Below are 13509 nucleotides of genomic sequence, written 5' to 3'. Positions count from 1 at the left end.
TGAAATTCCGAGCGTCTCGGACCATCCCGCGGTTTCCTCCCTCGAGGCTTATCCGACGCCTGCCCACACGCGCCGCGGCACACTCACAGCCATGTGAATGAGGGCAGACGTCGAATAACCCTTAACGGAAGTGTGAATTCGCTGATGCAGGAAGCTGCCGTCGGGTTGCTCGATGCCGCCACCGTCAGCAATCCGCGATATTGCTGACGCGCGACCCAGACCGCCCCAACGTCGGCAATGGCCGACATTGCGCCACTCGAAACTGCCCGCGAATGTCGCCCGATTCCGGCGATGGGCTAGTCACGAGCCTGGCCCGCACCTCCTTCCCGCCTTAAGAAGGCCACCGGCATGAAAGCGCATCGAAACATTCGTGGAGCGCCGCCTCCGGCGGGACGAATGCGCACCCTCATAGTCAGCCTTACCATCTCCGAGCGCCAGCATGCATTCCGTGGCGGAGCTGGTGTGGAATGAGGATCTGGCGCTGCCGCGGATCAATGTCGACGAGGCTGACCAGTGGACGTTGCGCGTCTTCGGCAAGGGCGGCAATCTCCGCATGAGCAAGAGTCGGAAAGTCATGAGTCGAAGACGTCTGCTTGATCCGAGGCACGGGATCACTTCAATCCATCCCTATTTAAGCGATCGAAAAATAGCCATTGCTTCCGCCCTACTTTCAGGCGTTCCAACCCTGCTAACCCCGGCAGAAAATGCTGCATTGCAATGCGCTTTTTGGACTTGCTGCAGACTTTGTTGTCTCTGAAAGCGGGGTTTTCGTATGCCGCAGACTTTGTTGTGCGCCGATACCACCGCAAAAAGAGTTTGACAGACAATCTTAAGATATATATCTTAAGATGCATCTTACGACACTCATAGGAGAGTCCCAGATGCGTCATCCTCATCATTTTTGCGGTCCGCGCGGCGCGCGCGACCGTTTTCATCCCGGTTTCCGCCTTCCGTCGCCGCAGGCGAGCGAAGTCGCCGACCTGGGCGCCTCCGAAGCATGCGCTTCCTCCGGCGCCCGCCACCACTACCAGCTGCGCGTTTTGCGTCACGCCTTTGGCCGCCATCACGAGTGGCGCTTCGGCGGCCGTGGCTCGCGCTTCGGCGGTGGTTTCGGCGGTCCGGGCGGATACGGTGGCGGCGGCCCCGGCGGCTTCGGCGGCGACGGCGATGGTTTCCCGCGTGGTCGCAAATTCAGCTCCGACGATCTGCAACTGCTGCTGCTATCGCTGATCGAAGCGCAGCCGAGTCACGGCTACGAGTTGATCAAGGCGCTCGAAACGCGCTCGAACGGCTTCTACAGCCCGAGCCCCGGCATGGTCTATCCAGCGCTGACCTATCTCGAAGAACTCGGCTACGTCACCGTGCAGCTCGAAGGCAACCGCAAGCGCTATGAGCTGGCGGATGCGGGCCGCGAATATCTGGCCGCGAACCGCGAGCGCGTCGAGCTGATGCTCGCGCGACTCTCGCATATCGCACGCAAGATGGATTCGGTGCGCCGCGCGTTTGCCGGCGAGGAGCCGGCCGACGTCAGCGAAGGCGGCTGGGTGCCCGAGCTGAATGAAGCGCGCCGCACGCTGAAGAACGCGCTGCTGCGCCGCGACAACGCGCCGGCCGACGAACAGCGCCGCATCGCAGCGATCCTGATGCGCGCGGCCAAAGAAATCGAAGGCGGCAACCGTGGCGACATCGCAAAGCCCGGCAACGACAGCGAGCCGACCGCCTGACAACGCGCGCCCGTCCACGAGGCGACCCGCGCGTCCTCCCGAACCGAACCGGAGCATCGCCCACATGCAAGAGCAACCCACTCGCCCTGATCTCGCCGTGCATCGCGTACGGCATCCGTTGAAGTTTCGTCTGCTGCAGGTCAAGCAGGTGCGCGCGCTGACGCCGCACCTGATTCGCGTGACCTTCACCGGCGCCGATCTGCACGACTTCGTCTCAGCCTCGTTCGACGATCACATCAAGGTCTTCTTCCCCGACCCCGGCGCCGACAAACCTACGCTGCCGCAAGCCGGCCCCGACGGCCCGGTGTTCCCGGAAGGCAAGCGGCCGACCGCGCGCGATTTCACGCCGCGCCGTTTCGATCGCGACGCCCGCGAGCTCGACATCGAGTTCGCGATGCACGACGCGGGCCCCGCGGCGACGTGGGCCGCGCAGGCGCAGGCGGGCCAGTATCTGGGCGTCGGCGGCCCGCGCGGTTCGCTGGTGATTCCGACCGGCTTCGACTGGCATCTGCTGATCGGCGACGACACCGCGCTGCCTGCGATCGCGCGCCGTCTCGAAGAGTTGCCGGCCGGCACGCGCGTCGCCGCGGTGATCGAGGTCGCCGATCCGTCGGCGCGCATCGAGTTCACGACGCAGGCCGAGGTGCATCTGGTCTGGTGCTATCGCAACGAAGCCAACACGCAAAACGGCACGCGCGGCGAAGCGCTGTTGCACGCGGTGCGCGAGACCTGGCTGCCGGAGAACGGCGAAGGCTACGTGTGGGCCGCAGGCGAAGCGGCGACGATCCGCGCGGTGCGTCAGCATCTATGCGGCGAGCGCGGCGTCGACAAAACGCGGATTCGCGCGGCCAGCTACTGGAAACAGGGCGCGGTCGCGGTCCACGAAACGATCGACGACTGAGCTTCTGCTCGCGTGGCGCGCGGCATTAGCGGCGTACTTCGAACAACGACAAAAGGAAATCAACCGATGTACTCAATCACCGCACGGCACGAGCGTCGTTTGTTGTGGCTGCTCGCGCTCACGCAGTTCACGATCATCATGGACTTCATGGTGATGATGCCGCTCGGCCCGCAGATCATGAGCGCGTTCCAGATCGCGCCGGCCGCGTTCGCGACGGCCGTATCCGCGTATTCGTGGTGCTCGGGGCTGTCGGGCCTGTTCGCGGCGACCTATATCGACCGCTTCGACCGGCGCCGTCTGCTGCTCACCATTTACGCGCTGTTCGCGCTGTCGAACCTCGCGTGCGCGCTCGCGTCGAGCTTCGCGCTGCTGCTCGCCGCGCGCGCGTTCGCGGGCATCACCGGCGGCGTGCTCGGCTCCGTGATCATGGCGATCGTCGGCGACGTGATCCCGCTGCAACGGCGCGGCGCCGCGACCGGCACGATCATGACCGCGTTCTCGCTCGCGGCGATCGCCGGCGTGCCGGCCGGCGTGATGCTCGGCGCGCAGTTCGGCTGGGCGGCGCCGTTCTTCCTGCTGGTCGCGTTGTCGCTGCTGGTGTGGTTCGCGGCCTCGCAACAGGTGCCGTCGCTGGCCGCGCATCTGAGCCGCCGGCAGCCGCCGCTCGCGGAAGTACTGCCCGAGCTGTGGCGCCTGCTGAGCAACCGAAGCCATCTGAACGCGTTCGCGCTGACGTTCATGATGATGATCGCGCACATGCTGGTGATTCCGTTCATTGCGCCGATGCTGGTCGCCAATCACGGCGTCGCGCCGCGACAGCTGTCGTGGCTGTACATGGCCGGCGGTGCGGCGACCTTCTTCACGTCGCGCCTCGTCGGCAGATTCGCCGACCGCTTCGGCACGCAGCGCGTGTTTCGCTGCGCGGCGCTGCTGTCGTTCGTGCCGGTGCTGTTCATCACGCATCTGCCGAACCTGCCGTTCTACGCGCTCGTGCTGTTCTTCCCGTGCTTCCTCGTGTTGATGAACGGCCGCATGGTGCCGATGCAGGCACTGCTGACCACGGTCCCCGAGCCCGCGCGACGCGGTGCGTTCCTGAGCGCGAACAGCGCGCTGCAGGCGCTCGGCACCGGCACTGGCGCGTGGCTCGGCGGCTTGATGCTGAGCACGTCGGCTGATGGCCGCATCGCCGGGTATGGAACCGTCGGCTGGGCGGCGGTGGCGGTCGCATGCGCGGCGGTGCTGTGGGTCTCGCGCGTGAAGGGCGTGCCGCGCGAAGTGGCGGCGGCCAGCGCCGCTGGCGCGACGATGCCTCGCGCCGGCATCGAAGCTCACATCGCTGGAGAAGGTTAGCGATGCCAGGCAGCGCGCGGTGTCGCTGCGCCAACTGCGCGCCGCGCGTTACGCCTTATCGTCGGTGCTGCCCGTCAGCGCGCGCCGCGCGGCCTCGCCCTGCCCGTGCGACGCCGAGTAAAACACGCGCGCCCGGCCGATCACGATTTTCAGCGTCGCGATGACGGGCACCGCGAGAAAAATCCCAGCGACGCCGCCAAGCTGATCGCCCGCGAGCAGTCCGACGATCACCAGAAACGGACTGACCTCGACGCCTTCGCTCATCAGATACGGATTGAGCACGTAGTCCTGGAACAGCCGGTACAGCCCGATAAAAATCACGAGCCACAACAGGTGCGGATAGCCACTGAACACGGCGACCACGAGCGTGATCGCGACCGCGGCAAGCGGCCCCGCGAACGGCACGAATTCGAGCAGCCCGGCGCTGACCGCGAGCAGAAACGCGTACGGCACGCCGAGCAGCGAGAACACGACGCCGTAGCTAAATAGCGTGGCGAGCGACAGAAACAGCAGCGCGCGCACGTACTTCGACAGCAGCACGTTCAGATCGTCGACGATCTCGTTCCACAGCACGCGATGCCGGCTGTTCAGCAACGCCAGAAACGCGTCGCGCATCCGTTCGCCGTCCTTGATCAGCAGGAAGCTCAGGATCGGAATCAGCACCAGGTAGATCAGGTTGCTCGCCGCGTGGACGACGCCGAGCCCGAGGCTGCGCGCCAACGGCACGGCGTTGTCCGAGCCGGTCTCGATCTGGCTGCGCACGAAATCGACGATCCGCTCGCGCAGCGGTTCGAGAAAATGCGGCAGCGGAAAACGGTTCGGCACATCGGTGCGCAGCAGCGCGGGCAGTTGCGTGAAGAGGCGCGTCGCCTGATCCTGCAATTCCACGCCGAACAGTGAGCCAACCACCGCGAGCAGCGCGACCACGACGACGAACACGACCGCGATCGACACGACGCGCGGCATGCGGCGCGGCCTCACGCGTTCGACCAGCACCACCATCGGGTAGATCAGATAGCTGAAAAACACCGCGAACACGACGACGAGCACCGTCGTCGACGCGATATAGATGAGGAAAAATAGCAGCGCGAGCAGAGACGCGGTCCAGACTTTCCTGGCCGCGCCGACGTCGAATCCCAGCATGAAGCGTCCTCGAATGGGCGATGCGGCGCCGGCGCGACGAGTGCGCCGGCTGACCCTGGACCGTAACAGAAATTTACACGTTCCGTGTGTCGAACGCCGCGCCGCGAGGGCGCGACGCGGCGAGGGCGCGACGCGGCGAGCACCGGCGGCGTGCGAGGCGCTACGCACGCGGTGCGTCATTGCACGGCTTGCGTGCGTGACTTGATGCGCCCGAAACCGGGGGGCAGGATAAATGAAGCTGCGGGTACGTGAAGTTTCGGCTCGCTAACTCTTCACACGCTCTCGTACCTCTTCGGTTTCTTCGCCGATTCTCGCCTGTATCCTGCCGGCTATTTTTTCGGCCGCTCCTTCGGCCTGTTTCGCGCGATTGCCGGTGACCTTGCCAATCGCTTCCTTGACCGAGCCCTTGAGCTCCTTCGCTGTACCTTCTACACGATTCCTGTCCATGGTGCCTTCCTGCCAGGTTTGACTGTGGAGTTGCCTGCTGGCGTTGCAACGAAACAGCCAACGTACGGCGCGACGCGCCTCGTTATGGCGCGGATCGCTTCGCCAGAGGCGATCCGCGTCGGAGCAACCTTAAAATTCCTAGCATCCGGCGTTCCCGATACCCAGTGCGCCGCGCATCGTCACCTCACCGTGACGGTGTCCTTCGCGGCGTCGTTGGCGGCATCCTTGCCGTGAGCCGGATCAGGATGATCATCTTTCGCGCCATGAAAGATATGCTTGAAAAGTTCCTTGTTCTTTACGCCATTCAAGAGGTTTCGCAGGGCGGCTTCGTCATCGGCCGGCTTGAACGAAAGCACTCTCTTGCGGTAGCGCTCCCTGCGTTCATCGAGCATGTAACTCGCCGGTAGCGGCAGTTCGCGGCTGCCCACGTCGAGATCGATGCCTTCGAAGGTCAGCAGCCCCGCATCGTGATTGATGAAGCACGCGGGAGGCTTGGTCCGGTCGATCACGTAGACGCACTGCTTCTGCAGATTGCCGGCGTCGGGCAGCTTGCCGCGGAAGATCTTGTCACGCAGGAACGTGCACATTTCTTCCCAGCACTCCTCGGTGGATTTTCCCGCCGCGCAGGACCGCAAAATTTCGGTCTTCAGAATGGCCTCTGGCACGGCATAGTAAATCGGATAACCCGCCCTCAGGTAAAGTTGCAGTTGCAACACTTCGTAACAGCGGCCCAACGCATGGATCGACGGCACGAGCAAAGACCGTTCATCCGACTCGTCGCCTTCGGTGGGTCCGGTCGCCGTCTGACTGCGGATCGACGGATGTTCCGGCAGCCCGGAATTCTCCGGTTCCGGCTGTCCGCCGCCCCACAGGATCAGATCGCGAAACAGGATCATCGGCAGGAACGAATGGACGATCAGATCCGTCGACGCCCTGCGTTTGGCGCGCTCGTTCGCATCGGCTTCCACCGGCAGCGTGGGATGCCACTTGCGCGACGAGCGCACGATGTCGCCGATCGCCTTCGCCACGCAGATGCCGTTCGGTAGCCCGCCGCCCTCCTCGTCGGCCCAGGTCTGCACCAGGTCCCACGGCTCGCCGATCGGCACGCCGAGAAAGTAAAGACCGAGCGACACCGCCGTCAGCAACTCGACGTAGAACTGATTCGCCTGATATGGCGCCGCAGGAATGCCCCGCATCAACTGCGAATCGGCGAGCAGCTTCTTGCCCGATCCGACCTTGCACAGCGCGCCGGCGCAGTGCTTGAGCCGGTCGACGAGACCGCGCACGTCGCGACCGGCAAGCGGCGACTGCCCGCCGACCAGATGGTGTCTGACGATCAGCGAGATCGGCGTCGTGAAGTTCGACCGGTCCGTGTTTTTCGTCGGCACCACGATGCACATCACCAGGTCGCTGATGATCTCCAGGTCGGCCAGCATCGCATCGATGGAATTAGTCATCACTCGACCTCCGCTGCTATCTCTTCGATCGACGGATCGTATCGGCCGTCGATGATCGCCGTCTGCCCCGGCTCGGACGTGGCGATGATCGCCACGGCATCCCGGATCAATCCCTTGCAGCGCGCGGCCAACACTCGCTTGCGAATTCCCGATGGCGCGTCTCCTTCGTTCGCCCATTCCTTGAATCCGAGTCTTTCGAGTACGTGATCCTCGTTCTGTCCGAAGGTGGCCGCGCCGTCCGCGGGTATGGCCTGATGGGCATCGGTCAGGCAGGTGCAGATGTACTCCTCGACGGTCGGGCCACGCGCCGCCAGCGTTTGAATTTCACGCTTGGCCCAGCGGGCGAGCGATACCGAGATCTCATCCATGTCGTGCGTCAGGTTGCGCACCTTGACGTCCTTGCCGCGATCGTCGCCGAGAATCTGATAGACGGTCCGGTCGACCACATGCAGCCACAGCGAAGTCTGCGCAATGCGGATCTTGTGTTCGCACACGACGTCTTTCGAGTCGGCCTCGAGCGCGCGCCGTACGTGCCACAGCACGACGTAATGCCATACGAGTCCAATGAACTTGCCGAAGAAGAGTGCCTTGTCCTGCATCGAGCCGTCGTCGAACTCGGGATATTCGAGAGGCGTCACCAGCGTCATCTTCGTGCGCGCGCCTTCCTTCAAGGTCCGATAGAGCGTCGCCGCGGGGCTGCTGCGATAGCCGTCCCAGGACTCGCGCGCCCACCATTGCTTGTCGATATCGAAGAAACGATAGATCGAAAAAATGCCTTTTTCAGACTCCTGAACGTTCGCCGCGCCGCCGTGAGGCTGGTGCGCCGCGCCCGGCTGCAAGCGCTGCCTCTCCTCTGCGCGGGACTGGTCGTGGTTCGGGTCGCGATAGGCGTCGTAAATCACGCGAAGACCATAGCGGGTTCCCATCGCGTTATCGATGCTGGCCACCTTGTCGCTGAGCTCCTTGCGGATGGTCTCGAGCACCGCTTCCTGCTCGTCGACGAGCTTGCGTTGCTGCTCGAGCGCGGAATAGTGTTCGGCGGCCACGTAAATGGCGGCGAGCGCCAATGCGAGTACGACCGCATCGGTATAGCCCTCCCATATCTCTCCGCCGAACAGCAATACCGCGGGGACGTAGCAGAACACCGGAATGCACCAGCGCGACGCGAACCAGGTTCGCAGGATGCCGACTACACCCTTCGAGCGGGAGTCGACGTCGGGAGCGGCCTCGCCTTCCTCTTCCGCGATACGCTTCTTCTCCTCGAACTCGCGTTCCGCGATGGTCCGCGCCCGTTCTTCTTCTCCACGGCAAATGTGGACATAAAACACGAGGAACGTGAAGGCCGTGACCAGCAACGCAAGCAGCCAGCTCTCGCCCATGCTGGTTGCGCGATCCGCGTCGCTGACTTCCTTCATCACCGCGGCGATCTTTTTAACGCACTCGATGCCGGGAGGAAAGCAATCCGCATCCGGCACGCGATGCGAAAAGGTGACCATCCAGTAGATACCGCTGCCCACCAGAACCGCAATGCCGCCTAGCGCGGTGAGGGCGAGCTTTTTTGCATGAGGGCCCTGATCGAGGTGGGAAGCGGGTTTGTCGCCGAAGGGTTTGGAGCGGCGATTCTCATCTGACGGCTTTTCCATACGCATTGCCTCCTGATCGATCAAGAGCACGGGAATGCGGGAAGCGGTGACGTATAAACGCACCGTAGGTCGGACGAGCGCCGTGATGAGGGCTGCGAGCAGGCTTTGCCGGTCGGGACGGAGCTGAACTATCTATCTAAGATTGCGCCCGGAAAGATGTCAATTGGCGCGCGTAGTCTGTGTCCGCCACACCACAATTGGCACCGGCGGCTGATGGGCGGGACATGCCAGGCAGAGCTAAGGGCGGGCGCGGGTGCGCCGGGCCGCGCGCCCCGCGCGGCATGCGATACGCCGCGCAAGTCAGTCGCCATGCTCCACGCCCAGCGCCGCCAGCGGATGCGCGTCGCCGTGCCACGGCGAACTCAGGAAATGCCGCACGCGCTCGGGTCGCACATCGGCGAGCGTCGCCGGTGACCAGCGCGGCCGACGGTCCTTGTCGATCAGTTGCGCGCGCACGCCCTCGCGGAAATCGCCTGCCTCGATCGAGCGCTTCACGATGCCGAGCTCCATCCGGAAGCAATCGGCAAGCGTCATCTGCCGGCCGCGCAGCAGCGCTTCGCGCGTCACGTGCAGCATCGTCGGCGAATGGGCGGTCAGTGCGTCGTAGGTCGCTTGCAGCCATTGCCGCACCTCGCGCGGCGGTTCGCGTTCGAGATCCTGACGCAGTGTCGCGACGATGCGCTCGACGCCCGAACGCCGGTCGAAGTGGCGCAGGATCAGTTGCGTCAGCGCGCCGAGCGGCGCGTGCGGCACGATATTGCACGGCGGCTCGAACACGGCGCGCAGCGCGTCGATGCGCTCGCCGTCGTGCGACATGCGCTGCAAACGTTCCTCGAAGCTCGCGAGCCAGTCGGCCGGCACGCACAGGTCGGCCAGTTGCAGGCGCATCGCGTCGGCGCCCGCTAGCGTCGCGCCGGTCAGCCCGACATACAGCGCAAGCTCGGCCGACATCACGCTCAGAAAGCGGCTCGCGCCGACGTCGGGCACGAAGCCGATGCGCGTCTCCGGCATCGCGATGCGGCTGCGTTCGGTCACGATGCGCAGCCGCGCCGCCTGGCCGAGGCCCATGCCGCCGCCCATCGCGATGCCGTCGAGCAGCGCGACCACCGGCTTCGGAAACGTGTGCAACGCGTAATCGAGCCGGTATTCGTCGACGAAGAACGCGAGCCAGCGTGGGTCGCCCTGCGTCGCGAGCCGATGTACCTCGCGCACGTCGCCACCCGCGCAAAAGCCCTTGTCGCCAGCGCCCTTCAGCACCAGCGCGACGATCCCGGGATCGGTGCGGCAATGCTCGACCAGCACCGCGAGTTCGCGCACCATCGCGTGCGACAGCGCGTTGAGCGCGGCAGGCCGGTTCAGCGTGATGATCGCCACGCGGTTGACGACGCGAAACAGCACGTCGGGTTCGGCTTGCGTGTTCGTCGTGTCGCGCATTTCGACCGCAAAGCCGCGCAAAGTGCTCATCGCTGCGTCTCCCGCGATGCACGGCTCGTCTGCCAGCGCGGCGCGCGTTTTTCGAGGAACGCGTTGACGCCCTCGCGCTGATCGGCGCCATCGAACAGATCGACGAAGCGCTCGCGTTCTAGCGCGAGCGCGGCGGCGCGCGGCACGCCATGCCGCGCCTGATGGATCAGCTCCTTGCTGAAGCTGACCGCCTGCGGGCTCAAACCGGTGACGCGCTGCGCCATGTTCAACGCGGCTTCACGCGCGGCGCCGCGCTCCACCACTTCTTCGACGAGACCGATGCTGAGCGCGGTCGCCGCATCGACGCGCTCGCCGGTCAGAATCATCCGCTTGGCCCAGCCTTCGCCGACGAGCCACGGCAGCGTCTGCGTGCCGCAGCCGCATGGCAGCAGACCGACCGCCGTCTCGGGGAGCGCCAGCACCGCATGCTGCTCGGCGATGCGGATGTCGCACGCGAGCGCGCATTCGAGACCGCCGCCCATCGCAAAGCCGTTGAGCGCCGCGATGACGACGGGCCGCGCGTTCTGCAGCGATTCGAAGGCCGCGCCGAAACGCGCGGCCGCGGTGCGCGCGACTTCGCGATTGCCGTCGGCGAACGTGTTCAGATCGGCGCCCGCGCTGAAAAACTTCGGACCGTCGCCGGTGATCACGAGCGCGCGCACGCGCGCATCGGCGTTCAACTGCTCGACAGTGCGTTGCAATTGCAGCAGAGCGTCGGGCGTAAAAGCGTTCGCGAGCGGCCGTTTCAACGTGATCAAAGCAACGGCGCCGTCATGTGCGTAATCGAGGTCGATCATTGCGTGCCTCCCTGGCCGTTACCGCCGCGCTCACGCGAGCGATACAGCTTGATCACCGCCGAAAAGTCCAGGCGCCCCGCGCCGTTCGCGCTCATGGTTTGATAGAGCTGCTGCGCGAGCGCGCCGAGATAGACCGGTTGACGCACGCCGCGCGCGGCATCGGTGGCGAGGCCGAGGTCTTTCAGCATCAGGTCGGTGCCGAAGCCGCCGGTATAGCCGCGCGAGGACGGCGCGGTCTCGATCACGCCCGGCATCGGGTTATACGTGTCCGAACTCCAGCAGCGCCCGGTCGACGTATTGATGATGCTACCGAGCACCTTCGTGTCGATACCGAGCGCCTCGCCGAGCGACATCGCCTCGGCGACGGCCGCCATCGAGATGCCGAGCACGAGGTTGTTGCAGATCTTCGCGACCTGGCCCGTGCCGGTGTCGCCGCAACGCACGATGTTTTTTCCCATCGCCGACAGCACTGGCTTGACCTGCTCGTACGCGCTCGCACTGCCGCCGACCATGAAGGTCAGCGTGCCCGCCGCCGCGCCGCCCGTGCCGCCCGAGACCGGTGCATCGACGAAGCTGTTGCCATGAGCCGCGGCGAGTTCGGCAAACGCTTTCACGCTGGCGGGATCGATCGTGCTCGAATCGATGATCGGTACACCCGGCGCGATGCCGGCGAGGATGCCATCGTCCGCGACGAGCACGCTGCGCACGTGAGCCGCGGCGGGCAGCATCGTGATCACGCATTCGACGTCGCTCGCGGCGGCTTGCGGTGAGCGGGCCGGCTGTGCGCCCGCGTCGACGAGCGTGCGCACAGCTTCCGCGCTGAGGTCGAACACGTTGAGCGCGTGGCCCGCCTTCAGCAGGTTCAGCGCCATCGGCGCGCCCATATTGCCGAGTCCGATAAAGCCGATCTTCATGATGTCGTCTCCGGGTGTGCCCTCAGTGCCTTCAACGCAGGCGGATCGTCGTGTTGACGCCATCGTTGACGGTGTCGTCGTCGAACCAGCGCGCGGTGACCGTCTTGGTCTGCGTGTAAAACTGCACGACCTGCTTGCCGTAGGGACCGAGATCGCCAAGCTTCGAGCCGCGCGAACCGGTGAAGCTGAAAAACGGCACCGGCACCGGGATCGGAATGTTGATACCGACCTGGCCGATATCGATCTCGCTCTGGAACTTGCGCGCCGCCGCGCCGCTTTGCGTGAAGAGGCCGACGCCGTTGCCGAACGGGTTCGCATTGACGAGCGCGATCGCATCGTCGAGCGTCGCCACGTTCAGCACCGCGAGCACCGGCCCGAAGATTTCGGTGCGGTAGATTTCCATGTCGGCCGTCACGTCGGTGAACACCGTCGGGCCGATGAAGTTGCCCTGCTCGTAGCCGTGCACCTTCACATCGCGGCCGTCGAGCGCGAGCGTCGCGCCCTCTTTCACGCCAGCGTCGATCAGACCGAGAATGCGCTGCTTCGCGGCGCGCGACACGACCGGCCCGACATCGGTGCCCGGCTCGTGACCCGCGTTGACCTTCAGCGTCTTCGCCTTCGCGACGAGCTCGGGCAGCCACTCGCGCGCGGCACCGACCAGCACCGCCACCGAACTCGCCATGCAGCGCTGACCGGCCGCGCCGAACGCGGCGCCGGCGAGCGCGTTGAGGGTCTGTTCGCGATTCGCGTCGGGCAGCACGACCGCGTGGTTCTTCGCGCCCATCATCGACTGCACTCGCTTGCCGTGTTCGCTGCCGAGGCGATACACGTGCGTGCCGACCGCCGTCGAGCCGACGAACGAAATCGCCTTCACCAGTTCATGCGTGCACAGCGCATCGACGACTTCCTTGCCGCCGTGCACCACGTTCAGCACGCCCTTCGGCACGCCGGCTTCGAGCGCGAGTTCGACGAGCTGCATCGTCGACAGCGGGTCCTGCTCGGATGGCTTCAGCACGAAGGTATTGCCGCACACGAGCGCCATCGGAAACATCCACAGCGGGATCATCGCGGGGAAATTGAACGGCGTGATGCCGACGCATACGCCGAGGGGCTGGCGCAGCGTGTAAGTGTCCACACCACCGGCGACGTTCTCGGCGAACTCCCCCTGCTGCAACGTGCCGATCGAACACGCGTGCTCGACGACTTCCAGACCGCGGAAGATGTCGCCCTCGGCATCGGGAATCGTCTTGCCCTGCTCGGCCGACAGCGTCTTCGCGATGCGCGGCATATGCTCGCGAATCAGCGCCTGGTACTTCAGCATGATGCGCATGCGCGCGCCGATCGGCGTGTCCTTCCACGTTTTGAACGCGGCATGCGCGCTATGCACCGCCGCGTCGACTTCCGCGACGGTCGCGAACGGCACGCGCGCGAGGACAGCCTGCGTGGCCGGGTTCACGATGTCGCGCCACTCGGTCGTCTTCGATTCGACGAACTCGCCGTTGATCAGCAGTTTGACGGTGGCCACGGCGCCTGCAACGTCGCGGCCGGTCTCGTTCGAAGCAAGGGTGCTCATGCTGAAACTCCTGTGATTTAGAAAACAGTGCCCCGACGCGTCGAATCCGAAGCTCGAATTCAACGCGTGCGATTCAAACCGGGGCGGCAAACCAGC

General features: G+C 65.0%; 12 protein-coding genes. 4 read left to right on the top strand and 8 right to left on the bottom strand.

Annotated elements, in window-relative coordinates; all coding sequences use genetic code 11:
• Positions 1 to 439 precede the first annotated feature (439 nt).
• From F6X40_RS01245 to F6X40_RS01230, 4 genes are all read left to right on the top strand, one after another.
• Complete coding sequence (locus F6X40_RS01245; RefSeq protein WP_184062691.1) at positions 440 to 757, top strand: hypothetical protein; 318 nt, start codon at positions 440 to 442, stop codon at positions 755 to 757.
• Between the two features lie 124 nt (positions 758 to 881).
• Positions 882 to 1724, top strand: a complete 843-nt coding sequence (locus F6X40_RS01240) for a PadR family transcriptional regulator (protein WP_187626559.1) — start codon at positions 882 to 884, stop codon at positions 1722 to 1724.
• 64 nt (positions 1725 to 1788) lie between these two features.
• Positions 1789 to 2625 (top strand): siderophore-interacting protein, encoded by an 837-nt coding sequence (locus tag F6X40_RS01235; RefSeq protein ID WP_187626558.1) that lies wholly within the window; start codon positions 1789 to 1791, stop codon positions 2623 to 2625.
• A gap of 66 nt (positions 2626 to 2691) precedes the next feature.
• Entirely contained in the window at positions 2692 to 3975 is a 1284-nt protein-coding gene (locus tag F6X40_RS01230; protein WP_184011232.1) for an MFS transporter, read from the top strand.
• Between the two features lie 48 nt (positions 3976 to 4023).
• On the opposite strand, the gene F6X40_RS01225 is transcribed toward F6X40_RS01230, so the two are convergent.
• The 8 genes from F6X40_RS01225 to F6X40_RS01190 form a co-directional block, all read right to left on the bottom strand.
• Positions 4024 to 5118, bottom strand: coding sequence for an AI-2E family transporter (locus tag F6X40_RS01225; protein ID WP_187626557.1), 1095 nt, complete (start codon positions 5116 to 5118; stop codon positions 4024 to 4026).
• A 264-nt stretch (positions 5119 to 5382) separates the two neighbouring features.
• A complete protein-coding gene (locus F6X40_RS01220) occupies positions 5383 to 5565 on the bottom strand; it encodes a CsbD family protein (RefSeq protein ID WP_018425391.1) in 183 nt (60 codons plus the stop codon).
• Between the two features lie 179 nt (positions 5566 to 5744).
• Complete coding sequence (locus F6X40_RS01215) at positions 5745 to 7022, bottom strand: hypothetical protein (RefSeq protein ID WP_222945956.1); 1278 nt, start codon at positions 7020 to 7022, stop codon at positions 5745 to 5747.
• Complete coding sequence (locus tag F6X40_RS01210) at positions 7022 to 8665, bottom strand: hypothetical protein (protein ID WP_184062701.1); 1644 nt, start codon at positions 8663 to 8665, stop codon at positions 7022 to 7024. The genes F6X40_RS01215 and F6X40_RS01210 overlap by 1 nt, the downstream gene beginning before the upstream one ends.
• A 300-nt stretch (positions 8666 to 8965) precedes the next feature.
• On the bottom strand, positions 8966 to 10129 hold the full coding sequence (locus F6X40_RS01205) for an enoyl-CoA hydratase/isomerase family protein (RefSeq protein WP_187626555.1): 1164 nt from the start codon (positions 10127 to 10129) through the stop codon (positions 8966 to 8968).
• Positions 10126 to 10926, bottom strand: coding sequence for an enoyl-CoA hydratase (locus tag F6X40_RS01200; RefSeq protein ID WP_187626554.1), 801 nt, complete (start codon positions 10924 to 10926; stop codon positions 10126 to 10128). The genes F6X40_RS01205 and F6X40_RS01200 overlap by 4 nt, the downstream gene beginning before the upstream one ends.
• Positions 10923 to 11840, bottom strand: coding sequence for a 3-hydroxyisobutyrate dehydrogenase (gene mmsB / locus F6X40_RS01195; RefSeq protein ID WP_187626553.1), 918 nt, complete (start codon positions 11838 to 11840; stop codon positions 10923 to 10925). Before mmsB ends, F6X40_RS01200 begins: the two co-directional genes overlap by 4 nt.
• 31 nt (positions 11841 to 11871) lie before the next feature.
• Positions 11872 to 13413 (bottom strand): CoA-acylating methylmalonate-semialdehyde dehydrogenase, encoded by a 1542-nt coding sequence (locus tag F6X40_RS01190; RefSeq protein ID WP_187626552.1) that lies wholly within the window; start codon positions 13411 to 13413, stop codon positions 11872 to 11874.
• Positions 13414 to 13509: the final 96 nt, after the last annotated feature.

The sequence above is a fragment of the Paraburkholderia sp. UCT31 genome (assembly GCF_014397655.1).
Taxonomy (GTDB): Bacteria; Pseudomonadota; Gammaproteobacteria; order Burkholderiales; family Burkholderiaceae; genus Paraburkholderia; species Paraburkholderia tuberum.
Note: the sequence above shows the minus strand (reverse complement) of the source record. Positions and strands in the feature narration are given on the sequence as shown.